The sequence below is a fragment of the Streptomyces sp. NPDC104381 genome (genome assembly GCF_055583745.1).
Window position 1 is genome coordinate 469,969 of record NZ_JBVJNK010000005.1, and the last position, 21,425, is coordinate 491,393.

Below are 21,425 nucleotides of genomic sequence, written 5' to 3' on the forward strand. Positions count from 1 at the left end.
CCCCGCCCGGCTCCGGGCGTGGCCTCCGGGGCTCACGGGGCGGCGGTCTCCCGCCGCCTGCCGGGGATGGCGGCGAGCAGTTCCTTCGTGTACGGATCGGACGGCGCCGCGAAGATGTCGTCCGTCGTGCCGGTCTCCACCAGACGCCCCCGCCGCATCACCCCCACCCGGTCGGCGATCTGGCGCACCACGGCCAGGTCGTGGGAGATGAAGAGGTAGCTCAGGCCCAGGTCGCGCTGGAGGTCCACGAGCAGCTCCAGGATCTGGGACTGCGCGGAGACGTCCAGCGCCGACACCGGCTCGTCGCACACCACCAGATCGGGTTCCAGAGCGAGCGCCCGGGCGATCGCCACCCGCTGCCGCTGGCCGCCGGACAGTTCGGACGGCCTGCGACGCAGTACGGAAACCGGCAGCGACACCCGTTCCAGCAGGTCGGACGCCCGCCGCGCCCGCTCCCGGCGGCTGCCGACGCCGAACGCCCGCAACGGCTCGGCGATCACCTCCCCGACGGACTGGCGCGGGTCCAGCGACGCGTACGGGCTCTGGTAGACGATCTGCATCCGCCGCCGCAGCCGGCGCAGCGCGCCGCCGCGCAGCCGGGTGATGTCCTGCCCGTCGAAGGTGACACCGCCCTCCGAGGGGTCCGCCAGCCGGACCACGAGCCGCGCCGTGGTGGACTTGCCGGAACCCGACTCGCCGACCAGCGCGAACGTCTCCCCACGGCCGATCCGGAAGCTGACGTCGTCGACCGCCCGCAGGGTCCGGGCCCCGCCGTGCCCGCCCGCCCCGGCGGGCAGCGGGAAGTGCTTCACGAGGTTGCGGGCGACGACGAGATCCGTGGCGAGGCCGAGATCCTTGGTCGCGCCGAGGTCCGTGGCGACGCCCGGGTCGGTGTCGCCGTCGCGCCCACGGGCATCGGCCCGCGTACCGGCCGCCGGTGTGCCGGCCGGTACGGCGGCACCCCTGCGCCGGACGACCAGCCTGCCTCCCGCCAGGCTCGGCGCGGCGGCCAGCAGCCGCTGGGTATAGGCATGCCCGGGGGCGTTCAGCACCTGCTCCGTGGAACCCGTCTCGACGACCTCGCCCTGGGCCATGACCACGATCCGCCGCGCCCGGTCGGCCGCGACCCCGAGGTCATGGGTGATCAGCAGGACGGCTGTGCCCGACTCCCGGGTGAGGCTCCCGATATGGTCCAGGATCCGCCGCTGCACGGTGACGTCCAGGGCGCTGGTCGGCTCGTCGGCGATCACCAGCCGGGGGCGCGCGGCCACCGCGACGGCGATCAGCACCCGCTGCCGCATCCCGCCGGAGAGCTCGTGGGGATACTGCCGGGCACGGACCGCCGGGTCGGGGAGACCGGCCTGACCGAGGATCTCCACGGCCTGTTCCGCCGCGGTGTCCCGGTCGGCGAGCCCATGGATCAGCAGTACCTCGGCGACCTGGGCGCCCACGCGCTGCACGGGGTTGAGCGACACCATCGGATCCTGCGGGATCAGCCCGATGTCGCGGCCGCGCCGGGCCCGGAGCTCCTTGTCCGTCACCCGGCTCAGATCGACCCCGTCGAAGAGGACCTGCCCCGCCTCCACCGTCCCACCGGGCGGCAGAAGCCCGATCACCGAGTGGGCCGTCGTGCTCTTGCCGGAGCCGGACTCACCGACCACCGCCACGACTTCGCCCGCCCCCACGGCCAGATCGACCCCGCGTACGGCCGGTACGGTCCCCGAGCGGGTGCGGTAGGACACCCGCAGCCCGCGCACGTGGAGCAGTGGTTCCTCGCTCATCGCCTCTCCCCGCCTTCCCCGTCGAGCGCCCGGGAGATCCGGTTGGCGGCCAGCACGGTGGCCGCGATGGTCAGGCCCGGCAGCGTGGTCAGCCACCACGCCGTGGCCAGGTAGTCGCGGCCGCCCGAGACCAGCGAGCCCCACTCGGGGGCCGGCGGGACGGCGCCGTAACCGAGGAAGCTGAGCGCGGACACCTGCAGGATGACGGCGCCGAAGTCGAGGGCGGCGTACACCAGTACGGGGCCGGCGGAGTTCGGCAGCACATGCCGCAGGAGCACACCGAACCAGCGCACCCCGGAGGAGCGTGCCGCCTCCACGTACACCGCGCCCCGCACCCGCAGCACCTCGGAGCGCATGACGCGCGCGAAACTCGCCACGCTCGCGATACCCACGGCGATCGCGACCTTGACGGTCCCGAAGCCCAGCGCCGTCACCACGGCCAGCGACAGCAGCAGGCTCGGGATGGCCAGCAGGACATCCGCGGCACGCATCAGCACATCGTCGACACGGCCGCCGAGATATCCGGCCAGCAGCCCGATCAGTGACCCCACCACCAGGCCCACGGCCACCGCGACGACGGTCGCCTGGAGCGACAGGGCCGAGCCGTGCACCACCCTGGTGAACAGATCACGGCCCAGCTGGTCGGTGCCGAAGAGATGGTCCGCGCCGGGGCCCTGGAGCCGGTCCCGAGGCACCCCGGACAGCGGATCCCGCGAGGTGAACACACCTGGGAAGAAAGCCGCCACGACCACCAAGGCCACCAGCACGACCGACAGCACCAGCCCGGGGGAGCGGAGCAGGAACCGGCCCGTGCGCCGGGCCCGTTCGCCCGTGCCCTCCCGCTCCGAGGGGTCGACGGCCGGCGGGCGCGGGCTCCGGGTCCCGCCGGTGCCGGTCAGCGCCTCGGCGGTCATCAGCTCGGTCACGGCGCCACCACCCCGCCCGTCGTGATCCTCGGATCGAGCAGCGGATACACGAGATCGACCGCCAGATTCGCCAGGACGAACACCAGCGCACCGAACACCACCAGACCCTGGACCACGGGAATGTCCTGGGCGCTCACCGCCGTGGCGGTGATCCGCCCCACTCCGGTCCGCGAGAACACCGTCTCCACGACCACCGAGCCCGCCAGCAGATTGCCGACCAGCATGCCCAGCACCGTCAGCGGAGGGATCGACGCGTTGCGGGTGGCGTGCCGGAAATGCACCCGCGCCCGGCTCGCCCCCTTGGCCAGCGCGGTCTCGACGTACGGCTCGGCCAGCGTGGTCCGCAGGCTCTTGGCGAAGACCTGGGCGATCACCGCGGCGGCGGGCAGCGACAGGGTGATCACCGGCAGGACAAGGCTCTCGAAGCCCTCGTTGCCGATGGCCGGCAGCAGGCCCCACCGGAACGAGAAGAGCTGCACCAGCACCAGACCGACCAGGAACGTCGGCGCGGAGACGCCGAGCGCCGGCAGCGACAGCAGCGCCTGCCGCAGCCAGGGCCACCGGGTGTACGTACCGAGGAGCGCCACACCCGCGCCCAGGATCAGCGCCAGCAGCAGGGCCGCGAAGGTGAGTTCCAGCGTGGCCGGCAGGCTCGTGGCGATCAGACGGCCCACCTCCTCACCGCTCTGCACCGAGCTCCCGAAGTCCCCCTGGAGCGCGTGCCACAGCTGGGTGCCGTACTGCGCGACCACCGGCTTGTCGAGCCCGTACGCCTTCTTCAGTTCGGCGATCTGCTCCGGGCCGACGTCGTTGGTCTCGCCGCCGCCCGCCGCCATGATCGACACGGGGTCGCCGGGCAGCAGGTACAGGACCGCGAAGGACAGGGTGAACGCCGCCCAGAGGACGAACACCGCCTGCGCCAGCCGGCGCGCCAGATACGTCCTCATGACAGCCACGTGTCGTGGAACTGGAGCCTGGACGAGGCCTCGAAGTCCAGGTCGTGGACCTTCTCGGACAGTCCGAGGACGGTGGTGAGCTCGAACACCGGGATCTGGTACGCCTTGTCCAGCACGGTCTCCTGGGCCTGCGCCACGTACGCGGCGCGCCGGGCCGGGTCGCTCGCCGCCGCCTGCTTGTCCAGGAGGCCGTCCAGCTCGGGGTCGGAGAGGTGGCCGAAGTTGAGCAGCTTGCCGGAGAACCCGGTGCGCAGGATGTCGGGGTCCACCCGGGTCGAGTTGCCCCAGGCGAAGTCGTAGTCGCCCTTCTGACGGAGCGCGACGTAGTCCCCGATGGTGGAGGACCGCAGGGTGATCTGGATCCCGGCCTTCTTGAGCTGCTGCTGGATCAGCTCCAGGGCGGTCTGGTTGGGCCCGAAGTTGGACGCCCAGACGACCTTGAGGGTGAGCTTCTTCCCGTTCTTCGTGCGGATGCCGTCCGAGCCGGTCTTCCAGCCGGCCTCGTCGAGCAGCTTGCCCGCCCCCGCGGCGTCATGGCCGAGCTTGTCCCGGAGAGCGGTGTAGTCGGCCGTGGTGCTCGCCAGCGAACTCGTCGCCGGCTTGTAGCTGCCGCTCAGGACCGTGTCGACGATCTCCTGGCGGTCGAGGGCCTTCTGGATCGCCTGACGGACCCTGACGTCCTTGGTGAAGGGCCGCGCCACGTTCGGCGACAGCGCGAACGGCAGCCCCGGGTTGGCCCGGGCCTGGAGCGCGAAACCGGCGCCCTTCAGCCCTTCCTCGTCCTGCGGCGCGACTCCGCCCACCGCGTCGACCTGGCCGGACCGCAGGCTTCCGGTGCGTACCCCCGACTCCGGGATCACCTTGAAGGACAGCTTTTCGAGGTAGGCGGGGCCCTTGTGGCGCCACAGCGAGGAGCCCCAGTCGTACCCCGCGCGCCTGCGCTCCTCCACGGACCTGTTCGGCGTGTAGTCGACGAGGGTGAACGGTCCGGAGCCGACCAGGTTGTCCGTGCACCGCTTGTCGGCGGGCAGCTCGACGGTCGACTCGGCGAGCAGCCCGAGCGTGAACGTCGATGTCGCTTGCAGGAACTGCGCGTTGGGGGTGGAGAAGGTGACCTTCGCCGTGTACTCGTCGATGACGGTGGTGCTCCGGTAACCGGCCAGGTAGCTGCTGCCGAGGACGGCTTCCGCCCCCAGCCGGATGATGCCGTCGAAGTTGTTCTTCACCGAGGCGGCGTTCACCGGGGTGCCGTCGCTGAAGGTGGCGCCCTCGCGCAGGTGGAAGGTGAACGCCGTCGCGTCCTCGCTCACCTCCCAGGACTTCGCCAGCCAGGGCACGATCTTCCCCGTCCTCGGGTCCTGGTCGGTCAGCGAGTCCACCAGCTGGCGGGCCGGATAGATCGCGTCGTTGTTGCCCGCCTGCTGCGGGTCGACGCAGATCGGGTCGGACGCCAGGGCGAAGGACAGCCGGCCCCCGGAGTGCGGCGTCGAGCCGCCGGCGCTGTCCGCCGAGGTCGAGGAGCAGGCGGTGGTGGACAGCGACAGGGCGGTGACGGCGGCGAGCGCGGTCAGGGCGGAGCGGAGCTGCGGACGTGGTCCGGACATCGGCGTTTCTCCAGGAAACAGAAAGGGGAAGGCACCCGGGCACGGCCGGTGCCCCGCGCGGACACGGGTGTACGCGGGAACGGGCCAGGCTGTGACGCGGGCCGGTCAGGCGGTAATGACGTCAGGCCTGACAGATGGCGCTGGAGACGCGGTGCAGATCGATGTGCCGACGGGCCGCGAGGCGGGGCCGGAAGAATCCCGCGCGGTGCGCACCAGCAGCCCGGCTCGGGGGCGTGACCCCGGCGGCGATCGGCTGGTACGGCATGGGAGGCGCGGTCCTTTCGCACATGTGGCATCGTCCACGAGGGACGGTGCCACGCAACGTATCAGCTCGAACACCGGTGTGAGAAGGAAGCGTTGGCTGCTCCCATGGCGGCATTGTTCAACGGTGGTCGAACGGTTAACGTGAAGAGATCACACGCGTCAGCGGCCTCCGCCGAGCCCCTGACCGATCCGACGGCTGCGAGGTGACCCGGCCCGTGCAGAAGCGAATCTCCCGCGAGCACCCCGGCCGTGCGACGCACCACGACGCGGCCTCCGGGCTGCTGGTCGGCCGGCGCCACGTCGACCTGCTCAGGGTGAGCAGCGCGCTGTGTCAAAGGACCTCGCCTCGGCGCTGAGCACGTACGGGCCCCTCGCTCCGGTCCGCGCCGCTCTCTGAACGCGCACCCCGCGCGACCCTCCGCGTGCCCCCGCGCGTTCACACTCCCGTCCCGCCGCGCCGACGTGCGCCGCGAGCCACGTGCCCATGCCGTCACGAGCTCCGCGCCGGAGTGCTGACCGCCCTGACCGGTACGGGCGGGGCGTTCGCGGTGAACCCCGTGTCCTTCGCGGTGGTTCCCGCCGGCCTGCTGACGATCCGCCCCCGGCCGGGGCCGGCCGGCCGGCCCGGAGCGCCCTCCCACCCCTGCCGATCCCCATGCGTCCGATTCCACTCCGACCGGAGGTACCACCCCATGACCGACCGTGAAACCGGCCTCGCCGGACTGAGCCCGGCCCTGGAAGTCGACGGCGACGGCGCCCACCCCGCCGCCTGGCGCCATTCAGGGCGAGCCCCGGGAGCCGTCCTCGGCCCACGCGCCCTCCGCGACGTGGTCGCCGCGGCCGAGGACGCGGGTTTCCACCTCGTCACCTTCGCCGACTCACCGCTGCCGCCCGGCGAGGGCCCCGGAGCGGCCGGACGGCTGGAGGCCGGGACCCGTGCCTCGTACGCCGCACCCCTGACCGACCGGATCGGTCTGGCGCCCACCCTGCACGTCGCCACCACGGAACCGTTCCACCTCGCCACCCAGCTGGCGAGTCTGGACCACGCCTCGCACGGGCGGGCCGGCTGGGTGGTCGGTGCGGCGGCGGGGCAGGACGACCTCGCCACCGTCGGAAGAGCGGCCCCTTCCGCAGCCGCCCTCGCCCGTGAGACCGCCGATGTCATCGACACCGCCCGGGCTCTGTGGGACTCGTGGGAGGACGACGCGGTCATCAAGGACGTGGCGAGCGGCCGGTTCCTCGACTCGGCCCGGGTGCACCACATCGACTTCGAAGGGGAGTCCTTCACCGTCAAAGGGCCGTTGATCACCCCGCGTCCGCCGCAGGGCCAGATCGTCGTCCTGGCCCCGGACGCACTGGAGGCCGACGCGCGGGCCGACGTGGTCCTGGTCGGGCGGCCCGACCCGGCCGCCATCGCCGCCCGCGCGGCCACAGCCGGAGAGGCGGGCGCGCCGCTGGTCTTCGCCGAGCTGGAGGTGGTCCTCGACGCGGCGGTCCCGGCCACCGACCGGCTCGCCGAACTGGACGGTGCCGCCCCCTGGCCGGACTCGGGGCGGCTGCGCCACGTCGGCTCCCCGGAGTCGCTGCTGGAGCTGCTGCGTGAACTGGCCGATTCGGTCGACGGAGTCAGGCTGCACCCGGCCGTGCTCGCCGTCGACCTCCCGGTCCTGGCCCAGCGGGTGCTGCCCGAACTGACCGGGGCGGGTCTGCCCAGGGCCGGCGCCACGCTGCGCGACACGCTCGGCCTCGTCCGTCCCGCCAACCGCTACGCCGCCGCAGCGGCCACGAACGCCTGAGGTGACTGCCATGTCCGAACGGAACGCCCGTCCGCAGCTCCACCTCGGAGTGTTCTTCACGGGCGTCGGGCCCCAGCTGATCTGGACCGATCCGCACGCGCCCTCCCACACGGAGTTCGAGACGTTCGTCGACATCGCGCGGGTCCTGGAACGCGGCCTGTTCGACGCGTTCTTCCTCGGCGAGGGCCTGAGGGTCCGGGAGAACCGCGGAAAGGTCTTCGACCTCGACGTGGCGGGCCGCCCCGACGCGATCACCCAGCTGTCCGCGCTGGCCGCCGTCACCGAACGGATCGGACTGGTGGCCACCCAGAACACCACGTACAACTATCCGGCCGACCTGGCCCGCCGGCTGGCCAGCCTGGACCTGCTCTCCGAAGGCCGGGCCGGCTGGAACATCGTCACCACCGACAACGCCTGGACCGGTGCCAACTTCCGTCACGGAGGCTGGCTGGAGCACGAACGCCGCTACGAGCGCGCCGGACAGTTCGTCGAGGCGGCCAAGGAGCTGTGGGCGTCCTGGGCCCCGGACACCGTGGCCTCCGACGGCCACGCCGCGAGCTGGGCACGCCCCGGATCGGTCAGCCAGGTGGAGCGGGACACCGACCTCGTGGCCCTGCGGGCGACCGCCACCGTGCCGGGCAGCCGTCAGGGCCGCCCGGTGCTGTTCCAGGCCGGGGACTCCGACGGCGGCCGCGAACTCGCCGCCCGCCACGCCGATGTGGTCTTCTCCGCCAACACCGAGTACGGCAAGGCCGTGGCCTACGCCGCCGACCTGCGCGACCGGCTGGCCCGCCACGGCCGGACCCCGGACTCGCTGCGGATCCTGCCGGGAGCGAGCGTCGTCCTCGGTGACACCGCGGCGGACGCGGAGGAGAAGGCGCGCTGGGTGCGCGGCGAGCAGGTCAACGGGGCCAGGGCGGTCGCCTTCCTGGAGCAGTACTGGGGCACCGACCTGTCCGCGTACGACCCGGACGGACCGCTGCCCGACATCGAGCCCGGCGAGGAGGAACTCGACCCCTCGCGCGGCACGATCTCCATCGAGCGGCGCACCGGCAAACTGGCCCTGATCCAGAAGTGGCGGGACCTCGCGGCCGAACGCGGACTGTCCATCCGCGACCTGGCGCTCGAAGTGTCCCCGGGACACCCGTCGTTCGTCGGCACCCCCTCGTCCGTCGCCGACGAGTGGACCCGCTACGCGGACGCCCGCGCCGTCGACGGATTCAACCTCCTGCCGCACCTGCTGCCGGCCTCCGTCACCGACATCGTCGACAAGCTGGTCCCGGAACTCCAGGAACGGGGCGTCTACCGCACGGAATACCGGGGCACCACCCTGCGCGAACACCTCGACCTCCCCGCGCCGGCCTGAGCGTCCCCCTCGCGCGGAGCCCATCGGCCGAACCGCCGGCCCGGGTGGTACCCACCCGGGCCGGCGGCCGGACCCGTCAGGTCCGCGAGCCGTCGGCGCCCGCGCCCACCAGGGCGGCGGGATCCGCCGACGTGGGGCCGGCCGGGGACGTACGCCCGGTCGGTACGTGCTGATCGGCATCCCGCAGCCGGCCGGTCGCCCATACGCTCACCAGGCCGGTCAGCACCAGGTAGCCGCAGGCCCACCACGGGCTGCCGGTGCCGAGCGCCAGGAGCGCGGTCATGATCAGCGGAGTGATGCCGGACGCGAAGATGCCGGACATCTGATAGACGAACGACATGCCGGTGTAGCGGACCGGCGTCGCGAACAGACCGGCGAACAGGGTGCCCTGGGCCCCGTAGAACGAGCCGTGCACGATCCCCAGCGTCACGACGAGAGCAGCCGCGAAGCCCCAGGTCCCGCCGGTGCCGAAGAGCCGGAACGCCGGGAAGACGGAGACGGTGAACGCGGCCATGCCGACCAGGTAGACCCGGCGGGCCCCGTAGCGGTCGACGGCCGTCCCCGACACCGGGATCAGCGCGGCCATGACGAGCGCCGCCGCCGTCACCCCGAGCAGCACCGGCGTACGGTCCAGGGCGAGCGTCCCGGTCGCGTACGTGATGGCGAAGACCGCCCAGGTGTTGAAGGCGGCCCCCTCGCCCCATCGCGCCAGCATGCCCAGCACCACGTGCCGGCGCGCGGCGGGCTCACGCCACAGCTCCACCAGCGGCGCCCCGCGCGGCAGTTCCTGGAGGCGGCGCGCCGCCTTGAAGGCAGGCGTCTCGTCGATCTTCAGACGCACCGTCAGCCCGACCACGACCAGCACCAGGCTGATGAGGAAGGCGACGCGCCACCCGTAGTCGATGAACGCCGACTCGCTGAGCACATTGCTCAGCAGCGCGAACACACCGGTGCCCAGGGCGAGTCCGAGCGCCAGCCCGATCTGTGGGTAGCTGCCGAACCTGCCCTTGCGCCCCGGCGGCCCGTATTCCACCGCCAGCAGCACCGCCCCGGCCCACTCCCCGCCCAGCGCCACGCCCTGGGCGACCCGCAGGACCAGGAGAAGAGCGGGAGCGAGGACACCGACCTGCTGGTACGTGGGCAGCAGGCCGATGAGCGCGGTGGAGACGCCCATGAGACCCATCGTGAACGCCAGGGTGTGCTTACGGCCGATCCGGTCGCCGAGGTGCCCGAAGAGCAGCCCGCCCACCGGACGGGCGACGAACCCCACCGCGAACGTCGCGAACGACAGCATCGTGCCGACCGTGCCGTCGGCCGTGGGGAAGAACAGCTTGTTGAAGACCAGCCCGGCAGCGGTGCTGTAGAGGAAGAAGTCGTACCACTCCACCGTGGTGCCCAGCAGGCTGGCGAAGACCACGGTCCTCAGCCGCCGGGGGGACGTGGGGCCCTGACCCGGATCCGGGTCGCCGTCTCGTGCCTCCGAGGGCACGGGGGCGGCGCTCAACGGCCCGCGAACGGGACGATGCCCGCCTCGACGGGACGCGGACCGGCCGGGTGCCGCCACAGACCGCGCTTCTCCAGCAGCGGCAGCACACCCTCGCCGAACCAGTACGCCTCCTCCAGATGCGGCACGCCGGAGAGGACGAACTCCTCGATGCCGAGCCGGTGGTACTCCTCGATGAGGTCCGCGACCTCCGTGTGGCTGCCCACCAGGGCCGTGCCCGCACCGCCGCGTACCAGGCCGACGCCCGCCCACAGATTGGGGTAGATCTCCAGATTTCCGGTGTCCCCGCTGTTGTGCAGCTCGCGCATCCGCCGCTGCCCCTCGGACTCGCTGGTCGCCAGGCCCTCCTGCACCGCCTTGACGCGCTCCGGGTCCATGGCGGACAGGAGCCGCTCCGCCTCGGCCCACGCCTGCGCCGAGGTGTCCCGGGTGATGGTGTGCAGACGGATGCCGAACCGTACGGTGCGTCCCCGGGCGGCTGCCAGCGAGCGCACCCAGTCGATCTTCTGCTTCACCTGCTGAGGAGGTTCGCCCCAGGTCAGATACACATCGGTGTACCGCGCGGCCACCTCACCGGCCGCCGGTGACGAGCCGCCGAAGTAGATCTGCGGCACCGGGTCGGGCAGCCGGTTCAACGCGGCGCCCTCGACCCGCAGATGCTCGCCCCGGTGGTCGACCGTCCCACCGGCCCAGAGCCGCCGCACGATGTCGAGGAACTCCCCGGTACGGGCGTAGCGCTGGTCCTTGTCGAGGAAGTCGCCGTACGCGCGCTGCTCGGCGGACTCGCCTCCCGTGACGACGTTCAGCAGCAGCCGGCCGTGGGACTGCCGCTGGTAGGTCGCCGCCATCTGTGCCGACAGCGTCGGGCTGATCTGGCCGGGGCGGAAGGCGACGAGGAACTTCAGCCGCTCGGTGACCTGGGTGAGCATGGCCGTGGTCAGCCAGGCGTCCTCGCACCACGCGCCCGTCGGGGTGAGCGCCCCGACGAAGCCGAGCTGTTCGGCGGTGCGGGCTATCTGGCCGAGGTACTCGATGGAGGCCGGGCGGTCGCCGCCGGCGGTGCCCGGCGTCGAGCCGTGGCCGCCGCCGACGACGTGGCGGCTGTCACCGGTCGTGGGCAGGAACCAGTGGAAGGTGAGAGCAGACATACGGGGGCTCCGGAGGGGATGCGGAGGACGGCGTGCCGGCATGCCGTTGGGGGCATGCCGCGGCTGCCCGGCGGCGCACGTTCAAGGGCGCGCCGGGGCAGGCGAGGACACGGGGGAGAAAGGGCCGCGGTGGTGCGGTGCCGTGGGGGGATGCCGAAGCGCGAGAGGCTCAGGGCCGGTGGCCCCGGGGCCCCAAGGGCCCGGCAGGCGTCAGCCGCGACAGGTGGCGCTGGACTGGCGACACAGGTCGACGTGCAGGCGCGCCACGAGGAGGTCGGCAGCAGCGGTCATGCCAGGCATTGTGGGGGAGTGGCACCGTTCGGCTCAAGTCCTGACGGGCCACCGTGTCAGCAGGTGAGACCGGAGAGGCGGAGCGCGTGGTGCCGGAGGCGGACGCGCGGCGGGTACCGGGCCGGTGACCGGCCCCGGCAGGCGTCAGAACTCGTCGAGGCCGGTGCAGTACGCGACCGTCGCATCGTCCGGCGCCACCGCGTGGCGCGCCTCCTCCCGCCGGACACGGCGGATGACCTCGTCGGGGCCGCTCGACGCCAGGACGGCCATGACCTCCGGCCAGTCGCAGATCCCGAACCGGTCCACGATGCCGCCGGCGCCGTTGCTGAGCAGGACGGCACCGGACAGCCCGGAGACCGGGCAGCTTCCGGTGACCGCCTCGTCCGCTGCTCGCGGATCGTCCTTGGCCACCCAGAAGCCGCCCGGCTGGTTCCGGTGGGACCGCAGGTCCCGCAGAACCCGGTGGCGCGCGTCGCTCCCCTCGGGGGCGGCTTCGAACGCGGCCTCGTACGACCGGCTGATGACCACCTCCCGGGGATCGGAGACGACGAGCGGGGGGCCGTCCGTCCGGTCGAGCACGACGGTCGCGTCACCCAGGACCGCGTACTCGACGAGACCGCCGGACAGACGCAGGACGGCTACGGCCGCCGACGGAGCGATGACGTCGGCGACGTCGCAGGTGTCCCGGTGGACGTCCGCCACCTGCTCGATCGCCTCGGCCAGCAGCGCCGGGAGGCCGCGCCCGGGCACCAGCGACAGGAGGCCCAGCAGGCTGCCTCCCAGCCGCGTGGCGTACCAGGCGACGCCGTGCCGGCAGAGGGACTCGGAGCCGGGAATCCCGGCGCCGTCCACCAGAACGGCCGCCGTCGGCACGGCGCCGGTGAAGTCCTCGTTCACCCGGCCGTCCCGTGCCGCGGCGCTCGCCATCCGCACCCGCATGCCGCTCCGCCTTCCGGAGGGTCAGGGACGGCCGCCCGGGACCATCGTGAACGAGGCGGGACCGGCCGGCAGATCCACCGTGTACTGGCGCAGATAGGTGTCCAGGTACGGAGAGCGAGCACCTCCGGTGGGGACGTCGTCGGAGGGGTCGTCCAGGGCCAGCCGGAGCTGTGCGCCCTTGACCTGGATCTTCTCGCCCGAGGGCGTGTCCTGCCACGAGCCGGTCCGGATGGACCCGATCTCCACCGCCAGGACGTGCCCGGCCGCCAGCGTCCAGTCGGTCGCCTTGAGGTCGACGGTGAGCCTGCCCGAGTCCAGCAGCGAGACCTGCTCGTCGAACATCACGGCGGTGCCGTCAGGGGCGACGTCATACAGCTTGAGCATGACGTTGCCCTTGCCCTTGGCGGTCAGGGAGATCTGCGGGGTGCCCGTGACCCGTACGGACTTCTTGAGCGCCTTCGACCACACGAAGAAGCTGGACGTGACCGCCCCGGTGCTCTGGAGCCGGGCCTGCCCCTCGGCCAGGCCCTTCGGCGCCGCCGGGTCGATCGTCGGCGCGTTCTCCATGTCCCACTCGCCGGAGACCTTCACGCGCCCCCGGAGCTCCGGCAGTCCGGACGTCGCCAGTGCGGCGAGGGAGGAGAGGCCGCCGTCGTCCACATAGGCACCGCCGCCGAGGGGGAGCTTGACGGAACGCTCCACGACCGGCCAGGTCTTCTGGGCGCGCCAGGCGCCGGTGGAGTCCTCGACGGAGTAGGCCGGGTAGCGGACGGCGGGCTTGATCCCCTTGAGGTACTGGTCGTAGAAGGAGAGGGTCTCGTCGTACCAGCCCTCACGCCCCATGGACAGGCGTCCGTCGCTGGTGCGGTCCCCGCCGCGTACGTGCTCCCACTGGCCGACCCAGCCGCGCTCGGGGCCCTTGTGGTTGTCCAGGTACTCCTGCATCTCCTCGGGCTTGGTGTTGTTCTCGATGAAGCCCTGGGTGACGAAGAGCGGGGTGTCCGTGCCCCTGGCCGCCTTGGCCAGGTCCCGGGAGGTCCAGAACGGGTCGTTCTGGTCGGCTGTCCGGTAGCCGGCCGCGTTCTGCGTGAGGCACTCCGGATGGTCCTCCTCATAACGGGAGTTGGCGACGTAGTGCGGGTCGTCGTCCGGCAGCTGACCGAGCGTGGCGATGGAGTTGTAGGCGTTGGCGGTGCCGGTGACGTTCGGGCGGGGCACCCCGTTGGAGTAGATGTACTGGTACATGTCCCAGACGGGCTCCTGGGCGACGACGGCCCTGAGGGCGCGCTGGTCCAGGTTGTTGCCGATCAGACCCGTCGAGGCGTCGTAGGACTTCCCGTACAGACCCACCGCGCCCGTGGACCAGGACTGCTTCGCGGCCCAGTCGATCGCCGCCTTCACGTCCGCCTGCTCGCCCGGGCCGCCCCAGTCGAGACAGCCGGTGGAGCCGCCGAAGCCGCGCAGGTCGACCATGACGAAGGCGTACCCCTGGTCGAACAGGTCGGTGCCCTCGATGAAGTCCTGGAAGCGCGAGGAGGGGCCGGTGTGGGCCCAGCCCTCGGCGTCCGTCTGCCCGGAGTGCCCGAAGTACGGGCCGACCGACAGGATGACGGGCACCTTCGCCTTCTTCGGGAGCCCCTCCGGCAGCAACACGTCGGCGTGCAGCTCGGTGCCGGAGCGGTCCGAGGACGGGAAGTAGTGCTGCGTCCACCGAGCGCCCTGGGGGACGCGGTCGTTCTCCTCGTGGGTGACGGGGCCGGAGGCGGTGGCGGCCGGCCCCGTGCGGTCCTGCGCCGCGGTGGGCGCGGAGGCGGCTGCCGGACCGGCGAGTACGCCGGTCAGCGCGAGGGTGGTGACGAGGGCGGAGGCGGCCCAGGTGGCCGTGCGACGTGCTCTCACATGCTTCTCCCGGCTGGGTGGGTACGGGGTGTCGCAGTGGTGCAGGCCGAGCAGCGGCCCCCGCCCGCCCGTGAGAGCGCACCGGTGCTCACGCACGTCCGCGGAGCTGGATCACGGACGCGGAGGTGAACCGGAGCCGACGGCGATGAAGTCTATGATCACATCGGGAATGCTTCAACAGGCACGTATGTCACGCGTGTTACTGATTCCGGGCGCGGAGCGCGGCCCGGTGGACCGCGCTCGCGCCTCGCCCGTTCAGTGCGCCGGGCCTTCGGGGCCGGGGCGCGCCGGCACGGGCGTGCTGGCCAGGCCGTGGTGGACCAGGTCCAGGAACTCCTCGTCCGTGAGGCCGATTTCCCGCGCCTGGCCGATCAGCCCGTGCACGGCCTCGGTGAGACGGGCCTGTCCCGCGGCGCCGGGCGCGGCGGTGATCGCCGCGCCCCGGCCGCGGCGCAGCTCGATCAGGCCCTCGTCACGCAGCCGCTGGTAACCCCGGAGCACGGTGTGCACATTGACGCCCAGCGATTCGGCGACCTCCCGGGCGGGCGGCAGCCGCTCACCCGGCGCCGCCGTGCCGTTGGCGACCGCTCCCCGCACACAGGCCGCGATCTGCTCACCCAGCGGCACGGGCGAGCCGGGGAGCACCCGGAACAGCATGGCTAGTGGTGCTCCCTTGCGTGGCGGTCGGTCAGGCCGTTGAGCAGCGCGGCCGCGGTGGTCGAGTCGTCGATGGTGACGACGTACTCGCGCCCCTTGGCCGTACGGACGGAGAGCGCCTCTCCCGAACGCAGCAGCACGCCGCGCCGGTTCGGCCGTACCCGGTAGCCCCAACCGCCGAATTCTCCCACGGCGTCGACCTTGACGCTGTCCGCGCCCACGATGCTGCCGAGCGGCAGGGCCAGTCGGGGCCGCGGCAGGACCGTCGAGGTGACCGTCAGGCCGCGCCGGTCCACCGTGACCCGGACACCGGCGAACGCGGCGCAGACCGGACCGAGGACGAGCGGCAGCAGTCCTGCCTGCCAGGGGCCGAACACCAGCGTGACCGCGCCGGCGAGCGTGACGGCCCCGGCCGTCGCCACCAGCACGCGGGACAACATGGTGCGGCTCCAGGCTGCGGCCTCACCGTCGGCCAGCGGCAGCGAGGGAGCCTTCGGCGCGGGCTCGGGGCGCGGCCCCGGGCCCGTCAGCCACCAGGCCAGGGCGCCGGTGGCCAGGCCCGCGACGAGCAGCACCGCCACGTGCCACAGGGGCAGGTGTACGTCGGCCGGGTCCTGGACGTCCGTGTTGACGAGGACGGTGAGGACCAGCGGGTAGCCGACCGTGACGGCCGTCCCCGCGCCGACGGCCGTGTTCAGCCTCGACCCGGCGCTCTCCTTGGAGACCAGGGTCAGCACGGTGAAGAGCAGTCCGAGGCCGATGAGCAGGGCACACCCGAACCACAGCGCGCCGTCCCGGCCCATGTAGTCGTTCGCCCCGCCGCCCGTCGAGAAATGCGTGGCGATCCGCGCGGGCAGCCGGTCCTGGTTCGCCAGGAAGACACCGGCGTAGGCAGCGGTGGCGACGCCGTACGGCACGGCCGCCAGGGCGCTCCTTCTGATCGCGGTCATCTGAACCCTCCCCCTGAAGTTGTTCGCATTGAAGTAGAACAATAGCAGCATGCCCTCCGGTGCGCGCCGGGAAGCGGCAGCCCGTCCTGTCCACCGCCCTTGTGCTCGCCGCCGTCCTACCCGCGGCCCGGGGACCGGGTGGCGTCGGTGACGCGGTCGAGCCCGTAATAGTCGGCGACGCATCCGCCCGGCCAGTACGCGCGTCCACCCCGGCTGAACGGCTCCAGCATCTGGCTGATCACGAGCCGTTCGTACGGAAGGACCCGTGCGCCCGCGCTCGCCCCCTCGCGCAGCCGGCGGTCCTGGGCGTCCCACTTCGCGGCCCGGTCACGCATGTTCGTGTCGAGGTCGAGCAGTGCCGTCGCCGGCCCGAAGCAGACCAGGACGCACAGCACCGCGCACGCCGCCCGCAGCGGGCCGGTCCCGCGTGCCCGCTGCCGGACCGCGAGTCCCAGCAGCGCACCGGCCCCGATGAGCAGGGCCACGTAGACCCACAGGTAGTCGTTCCACAGCCGGTTGGCGCTGGCATGGCTCACCCGGTCCTGGAACACCGGGTAGGTCACGACCGTGCACAGGAATCCGGACACGAGGAGGGCGGCCACCGCCGCACAGGCCGTCAGGCGCCGGTGCGCGGGCAGGCCGGGCGCGCTTCCGTCCTGACGCCGGCACAACAAGCCCAGGAGCACCCCCACCGTGACCGCTCCGACGTACTGCCAGGTGGTGGCCACCGTCAGCGCGATCTTCGCGAATCCACGCAGCGAGGCGGCGAGCGACTCCGGGGCGACCATGGACGTCGTCCCGGCGCCGAACCGTCCCCGGCGGTGGTCCGAGCCGGGCGAGGTGATCAGGACGACGCCCCCGGCGACGACCCCCGTGAGGCCCGCCGCGCACCAGAGGCGGAGGAAGGACCGGGAGGGGCCGGCGGCGGTGATCCAGCTGAGGGCGAGGACGGTGAACAGCAGCACCGCCACGACGATCGCCGTCTCCTCCGAGAGGGTGCCGATGACCAGACCGGCGAGCAGGGCCACGGCGACGGCCGCACCCCTGCCACGGCGCGAACGGGCCGCCAGGAACGGGAGCAGCGCGGCGCAGGCCAGGACCGGAGGCATCGTGTGCGAGACCGACGCGGCCGGCCAGTAGAAGGTCTTGTACGTGTTGGGCGTGACGAACAGGAAGAGCACCGTCCCCATGGCCGCGACCAGCAGGGGCAGCCCGCGCGGTACGGCGAGGCGGAGCCGCCGGAGCGAGAGGACCACCACCGCCCACAGCACCACGAGCGTCAGGACACCGGTGACCAGGCCGAACCACTGGTGACCCGCCACCTGGAACTTCGCGTAGGCGCCGACCAGTACGGCATTGGCGACCCGCCCGTTGTCGTCGAAGTAGAACCGGCCGACGAGGCCCGTGACACCGCCGTCCCGTACCGTCGGCAGGAAGCACCAGTCGTCCGCGCCGGGCCGGACCGACCGCCCGAACCAGGCGGCCGCGGCGAGCAGGGCCAGCGGCGGCAGGCAGAGGGCGGTCAGCCAGAGCGAGGTCCACGTCCACGGCCGGGAGGTCGGACGACGAGGGCGACCGGGAGCGTCCCGGGGACCGGGCGCCGTGGCGTCCGGCCGGTCAGGGGCCGCGGACTCCGGGGTGCCGTCGGACATCCGCGCTCACCGGTCCTCGGAGGCGCGGAGCGGGAGGTCGTGGACCGGGGCGCCCAGGGGCTGTTCCGGCGGCTGTGCGGCCGTCCCGGCGGGTGCGGGGGTGGCGCGGCGGCCCGACATGATCGCCCACCGGGCCAGCAGGAAGGAGACCGGCGTGACGAGGACGCCGGCGACCAGCGCGGCCAGGTTCTTGTCCATGCCGAGACCGCTGACCGCCCCGTAGAGCAGAGCGCCCGACGCCACGAGATTGACGGCGCTCGACAGGGGATAGCGCACGAAGGCGCGCCATGTCGGCTTCGTCCGGCAGGTGACGTACGAGTTGAGCAGGAACGAGCACACGATGCTGAGCGCGTATCCGAGGACGTGGGCGACCAGATAGGGGATCCACCGGTTCAGGACGGCGTAGACACCGAGATACACGGCGGTGTTCACGCACCCCACCAGGACGAAGCTCGCGAACTGGCGCACCGTGCGGTTCCCGGGGGAGACGAGCGCCGACACGGCGGGCGGAGGACGGTCCGACGGCGTCGGGGCGTTCTCGTCCGTCTCCCGCACCACGTACGGCGGCCGGTGCTTCGCCTCGTGGTAGATGCGGCCCACGTACTCGCCGATGACCCCGAGGGTGACCAGCTGGATGCCGCTGAGGGCCACCACCGCGGTCAGCAGAGTGGCGTACCCCGGTGTGTCGGCGCCGTGCAGCACCACGGTCACCACCGTCCACACCGCGTAGGCCAGGGCCGAGAGGAACACCCAGAAGCCGGTGTAGATGGCCAGCCGCAACGGGCGGTTGTTGAAGGACAGCAGCCCGTCGATGCCGTAGTTCAGCAGCCGCCGGCTTCCCCATTTCGACCGGCCCGCCACACGTTCGCTGTTGCGGTAGCGGAAGCTGACCGTGTCGAAGCCGATCCAGGAGAAGATCCCCTTCGAGAAGCGGTTGCTCTCCGGCATGGACAGGACGCTGTCCACGGCCCGGCGGGACAGCAGCCGGAAGTCCCCGGTGCCGTCGAGGAGCTCCACGTCCACGCAGTGGCGCACGATCGCGTAGTAGGCGTGGCTGACCGCGCTGCGGATCACGCCCTCGCCCGAACGGTCACGGCGGGGCACGACCTGGTCGTAGCCGTGCCGGTGCAGTTCCAGCATGCGGGGGATGAGCTCGGGCGGGTGCTGGAGGTCGGCGTCCATGATCACCACGGCGGCGCCCCGCGCCATGCGGAGCCCGGCGAGCATGGCGGCCTCCTTGCCGAAGTTCCGGCTGAACGCCGTGTAGCGGGTCCGCCCGTCCCGGGCGGCGAACGCGCCGAGCAGCGCCCGGGTGCGGTCGGCGCTGCCGTCGTCCACGTAACAGATCTCGAAGGAGTCATCGAGCCCCTCCAGGACGGCGACCAGTGCCGCGTGGAAGGAGCCGATGCCCTCGGCCTCGTTGAAGCAGGGCACGACGACCGACAGCTGAAGGCCGGTCACGCGACACCTCCGGACGTGCGGGGACCCGGAGCGCTGGTTTCGGCGCGCTCCGTCCCCCCACAGTCGCCCATCCGGTCGTGAAGTCCCCCTCATCCCGCTCCGGACGCGCGAGCCGTCGGTCTCTTTCGCACGAACGGCGCACGGGCAGGAGGGGCCGGAGCCCGCCGCGCGGGTGGATCAGCGGTGGCCCACCACGTTGACCACGTTGCCGTCGGGGTCACGGACGAAGAACCGGCGCACGCCCCACTCCTCGTCCTGCAAGGGGTGCACGATCTCCGCCCCGCCCTCCCGCATCACCGCGTACGCCGCGTCCACGTCCTCCACCTCCACGCTGAGGTCGGGCACGACCGGTCCTGTCCTGTCGTGGCTCATGAAGGTGACCTGCGCCGTGGGGTTGGAGGGGGAGGCCAGAGTCATGACCCAGCCGAGGTTCATGACCTCCTCGAACCCCAGACGTTCGTAGAACCCCCGGCTTTCCTCCATGGACGCCGACCGGAGATCGGGCATGACGCGGCGGATGGACATCGGGGCCTCCTGCTGGGCTGGCGGGACGGTGACGCCTCCGATTCTGTCCATCAGGCCGCAGCGACGCATCCGCTTCACCCGGACCGGGCCCGGGTTCCCCCGGAGCGGGGGCCGGTGCCAGTTCGGCAAAGATAGGCTTACCTTAGTATGTAACAGGGCCTCGTGAGGGCCCCGTTGGCGATCGCCGGTCCCGGGCTTCGCCATGCCCCTATCGACAGCTCCGGGAGATGAGCTTAGGCTCACCTAAATCGCAACCGGGCCGCTCGGTCCCGCGTGCCCGCCTCTCGGTTCCCGTGCGCCCTCAGGCGGCCTTCCCCGCACGATGGGAGTGACATGTCACAGGTTCAGCCTGGCGACGCACCCGAGGTCCTGGACCTCATCGGCATCGGCTTCGGGCCGTCCAACGTGGCCTTGGCGCTCGCCGTCAGCGAGCACAACGCGGGCGCTCAGGCGCCGGTCACCGCCCGCTTCTTCGAGCAGCAGCCGCGCTTCGGCTGGCACCGCGGCATGCTCATCGACGACGCGACCATGCAGGTGTCCTTCCTCAAGGACCTGGTGACGCTCCGGAACCCCGCCAGCGAGTACAGCTTCCTCTGCTACCTCAAGAGCAGGGGCCGGCTGGTCGACTTCATCAACCACAAGAACCTCTTCCCCCTCCGGGTCGAGTTCCACGACTACTTCGAGTGGGCGGCGTCCAAGGTCGCGGACATGGCCTCGTACGGCCACGAGGTCGTCGGCGTCACGCCCGTCGAGCGGGACGGAGTCGTGGAGTACCTGGACGTGACGGTCCGCTCGGGGGAGGGGCTGGTGGCCCACCGGGCCCGTAACGTGGTCATCGGCACCGGGCTGCGCCCGCTCATGCCCGAGGGAGTCGAGCGCGGCGACCGTGTCTGGCACAACTCCGAACTCCTGGCCAAGGTCGACGCGCTGGAAGGCACCTCGCCCTCCCGCTTCGTCGTCGTGGGCGCCGGACAGAGCGCCGCCGAGAACGTCGCCTACCTGCACCGCCGCTTCCCCGGGGCCGAGGTCTGCGCCGTCTTCTCGCGTTACGGCTACAGCCCCGCCGACGACAGCAGCTTCGCCAACCGTATCTTCGACCCCGGCGCGGTCGACGAGTACTTCGCCGCGCCCGGAAACGTCAAGCGCAGGCTGATGGACTATCACGGCAACACCAACTACTCCGTGGTGGACATCGACCTGATCGACGACCTGTACCGGCAGACGTACCGGGAGAAGGTCCTCGGCGCCGAACGGCTGCGCTTCCTCAACGTGTCCCGCCTCACCGCCGTCGAGGAGACACCCGACACCGTCCATGCCACGGTGAAGTCCCTCGTCACGGGGGAGGAGACCGTCCTGGACGCCGACGTCGTGGTGTTCGCCACCGGGTACAGCCCGGTCGATCCCCTCGGTCTCCTCGGCGAGGCCGCCGGCCGCTGCCTCCGTGACGAGGAGGGGCGCGTCCGGGTCGAACGCGACTACCGCATCGCCACCGACCCCGGCCTGGACTGCGGTATCTACCTGCAGGGCGGTACGGAACACACGCACGGCATCACGTCGGCCCTGCTGTCCAACACCGCGATACGGGTCGGCGAGATCCTGGACTCGCTGCTCGCCCGGGGCGTCAAGTCGGCCTCCGACGAGGCCCGGCTGGTGGCCGAGGGGACCGCCGGCTAGCCCGCAGGAGCTCGCCTCCCCGGCCCGCGCCG

General features: G+C 72.2%; 19 protein-coding genes. 4 read left to right on the plus strand and 15 right to left on the minus strand.

From position 1 onward, the window contains the following. Nucleotides 1–32 precede the first annotated feature (32 nt). The 5 genes from ACZ607_RS19865 to ACZ607_RS19885 form a co-directional block, all read right to left on the minus strand. The gene (locus ACZ607_RS19865) at nt 33–1,781 is read right to left on the minus strand and encodes a dipeptide ABC transporter ATP-binding protein (RefSeq protein ID WP_469736252.1); all 1,749 of its coding nucleotides are present in this window, start codon (nt 1,779–1,781) and stop codon (nt 33–35) included. Continuing rightward, nucleotides 1,778–2,707, minus strand: a complete 930-nt coding sequence (locus ACZ607_RS19870; RefSeq protein WP_469736254.1) for an ABC transporter permease — start codon at nt 2,705–2,707, stop codon at nt 1,778–1,780. Before ACZ607_RS19870 ends, ACZ607_RS19865 begins: the two co-directional genes overlap by 4 nt. Beyond that, the gene (locus ACZ607_RS19875) at nt 2,704–3,654 is read right to left on the minus strand and encodes an ABC transporter permease (RefSeq protein WP_469736256.1); all 951 of its coding nucleotides are present in this window, start codon (nt 3,652–3,654) and stop codon (nt 2,704–2,706) included. Before ACZ607_RS19875 ends, ACZ607_RS19870 begins: the two co-directional genes overlap by 4 nt. Next, entirely contained in the window at nt 3,651–5,267 is a 1,617-nt protein-coding gene (locus ACZ607_RS19880; protein ID WP_469736258.1) for an ABC transporter substrate-binding protein, read from the minus strand. The genes ACZ607_RS19875 and ACZ607_RS19880 overlap by 4 nt, the downstream gene beginning before the upstream one ends. A 121-nt stretch (nt 5,268–5,388) precedes the next feature. Beyond that, entirely contained in the window at nt 5,389–5,532 is a 144-nt protein-coding gene (locus ACZ607_RS19885; RefSeq protein ID WP_469736260.1) for a putative leader peptide, read from the minus strand. A 214-nt stretch (nt 5,533–5,746) separates the two neighbouring features. Between ACZ607_RS19885 and ACZ607_RS19890 the strand changes: the two genes are divergently transcribed. The 3 genes from ACZ607_RS19890 to ACZ607_RS19900 all read left to right on the plus strand — a co-directional run bounded on the left by ACZ607_RS19890 (nt 5,747) and on the right by ACZ607_RS19900 (nt 8,693). Continuing rightward, nucleotides 5,747–5,887 carry a putative leader peptide gene (locus tag ACZ607_RS19890; RefSeq protein WP_469736262.1) on the plus strand — a complete coding sequence of 47 codons (141 nt, stop codon included), beginning with the start codon at nt 5,747–5,749 and terminating at the stop codon, nt 5,885–5,887. A gap of 336 nt (nt 5,888–6,223) precedes the next feature. Then, complete coding sequence (locus tag ACZ607_RS19895; protein WP_469736264.1) at nt 6,224–7,327, plus strand: LLM class flavin-dependent oxidoreductase; 1,104 nt, start codon at nt 6,224–6,226, stop codon at nt 7,325–7,327. Between the two features lie 10 nt (nt 7,328–7,337). Beyond that, entirely contained in the window at nt 7,338–8,693 is a 1,356-nt protein-coding gene (locus tag ACZ607_RS19900; protein WP_469736266.1) for an NtaA/DmoA family FMN-dependent monooxygenase, read from the plus strand. A gap of 76 nt (nt 8,694–8,769) precedes the next feature. Here ACZ607_RS19900 and ACZ607_RS19905 read toward each other — a convergent pair whose 3' ends face one another. From ACZ607_RS19905 to ACZ607_RS19950, 10 genes are all read right to left on the minus strand, one after another. Beyond that, complete coding sequence (locus ACZ607_RS19905; protein WP_469736268.1) at nt 8,770–10,110, minus strand: MFS transporter; 1,341 nt, start codon at nt 10,108–10,110, stop codon at nt 8,770–8,772. Nucleotides 10,111–10,193: 83 nt separating this feature from the next. Further along, the gene (locus ACZ607_RS19910; protein ID WP_469736270.1) at nt 10,194–11,345 is read right to left on the minus strand and encodes an LLM class flavin-dependent oxidoreductase; all 1,152 of its coding nucleotides are present in this window, start codon (nt 11,343–11,345) and stop codon (nt 10,194–10,196) included. A gap of 210 nt (nt 11,346–11,555) precedes the next feature. Next, nucleotides 11,556–11,645, minus strand: a complete 90-nt coding sequence (locus tag ACZ607_RS19915) for a putative leader peptide (protein ID WP_469736272.1) — start codon at nt 11,643–11,645, stop codon at nt 11,556–11,558. A 135-nt stretch (nt 11,646–11,780) separates the two neighbouring features. Continuing rightward, nucleotides 11,781–12,575, minus strand: coding sequence for an integrase (locus ACZ607_RS19920; RefSeq protein WP_469736274.1), 795 nt, complete (start codon nt 12,573–12,575; stop codon nt 11,781–11,783). Between the two features lie 21 nt (nt 12,576–12,596). Beyond that, nucleotides 12,597–14,474 (minus strand): CocE/NonD family hydrolase, encoded by a 1,878-nt coding sequence (locus ACZ607_RS19925; RefSeq protein ID WP_469736276.1) that lies wholly within the window; start codon nt 14,472–14,474, stop codon nt 12,597–12,599. Nucleotides 14,475–14,729: 255 nt separating this feature from the next. Then, nucleotides 14,730–15,131 carry a GntR family transcriptional regulator gene (locus ACZ607_RS19930; protein WP_469736278.1) on the minus strand — a complete coding sequence of 134 codons (402 nt, stop codon included), beginning with the start codon at nt 15,129–15,131 and terminating at the stop codon, nt 14,730–14,732. A gap of 2 nt (nt 15,132–15,133) precedes the next feature. Continuing rightward, nucleotides 15,134–16,081 (minus strand): DUF1648 domain-containing protein, encoded by a 948-nt coding sequence (locus ACZ607_RS19935; RefSeq protein WP_469736280.1) that lies wholly within the window; start codon nt 16,079–16,081, stop codon nt 15,134–15,136. A gap of 116 nt (nt 16,082–16,197) precedes the next feature. Beyond that, nucleotides 16,198–17,733, minus strand: coding sequence for a DUF6056 family protein (locus ACZ607_RS19940; RefSeq protein WP_469736282.1), 1,536 nt, complete (start codon nt 17,731–17,733; stop codon nt 16,198–16,200). Between the two features lie 6 nt (nt 17,734–17,739). After that, the gene (locus ACZ607_RS19945) at nt 17,740–19,194 is read right to left on the minus strand and encodes a glycosyltransferase (RefSeq protein ID WP_469736284.1); all 1,455 of its coding nucleotides are present in this window, start codon (nt 19,192–19,194) and stop codon (nt 17,740–17,742) included. A 177-nt stretch (nt 19,195–19,371) separates the two neighbouring features. Continuing rightward, nucleotides 19,372–19,719: a VOC family protein gene (locus ACZ607_RS19950; protein WP_469736286.1), complete on the minus strand. Its 348-nt coding sequence runs from the start codon at nt 19,717–19,719 to the stop codon at nt 19,372–19,374. A 333-nt stretch (nt 19,720–20,052) separates the two neighbouring features. Here ACZ607_RS19950 and ACZ607_RS19955 point away from each other — a divergent pair, with 333 nt between their 5' ends. Further along, nucleotides 20,053–21,393 (plus strand): lysine N(6)-hydroxylase/L-ornithine N(5)-oxygenase family protein, encoded by a 1,341-nt coding sequence (locus tag ACZ607_RS19955; protein WP_469736288.1) that lies wholly within the window; start codon nt 20,053–20,055, stop codon nt 21,391–21,393. The last annotated feature ends 32 nt before the right edge of the window (nt 21,394–21,425 follow it).